This is a genomic window from Caballeronia sp. LZ003 (assembly GCF_031451465.1).
Taxonomy (GTDB): Bacteria; Pseudomonadota; Gammaproteobacteria; order Burkholderiales; family Burkholderiaceae; genus Caballeronia.
This window is the reverse complement of sequence record NZ_JARUXJ010000160.1, coordinates 1-508: the sequence shown is the minus strand read 5'-3', so window position 1 is coordinate 508 and position 508 is coordinate 1. Positions and strand designations below refer to the sequence as shown.

General features: G+C 59.1%; 1 protein-coding gene. It reads right to left on the bottom strand.

The window, feature by feature from the left end; genetic code table 11:
* Positions 1–508 (bottom strand): contractile injection system protein, VgrG/Pvc8 family (locus QCE79_RS33575; protein ID WP_309851838.1); only part of this gene is annotated, 508 nt, incomplete at both ends.

Genomic DNA, 508 nt, shown 5'->3' with positions numbered 1-508 from the left:
CATGAAGAGCAGATGCAGATCTTTGACGTTCATCACCGCGTCAAAGCGCCGCGCAAGCCGCGTGAGAAACGACATATCGCTCTCATGTGTTTGATCGATGTGCGCGATCGCGACCGAATCGAGCACCTCACTCACCGCGGCTTTCAGCGAATGCCGTGATGCAATGGTGCGCACGATCGCGCCGAGTGTCTGGCCATGCCAGCTTTGTTCGCGCCGCTCGTGCATGGCATGGGTCATCGAGGCTGATCGTGCGCGAATCGTGATGAGATCGGGTGCGCCGCTGTGCTCGATTTCATCGACCGTGAAGACTCCCTTGTCGACCAGCGACTCGCCGACCCACCCGATCGCCACTCGGATGTTCGCACCACGCTTCGGTATGGCGAACGTGTTTTTGGAATCGTCGATGACAAGATCAAGCGTGTCAGATTCTTCAGCGCGTGACTCCGAGAGCGTCAAGCTGATGAGCTTGGGCGCGATCTGGCGCGACAGATCACGGCCGTCGAGCGTG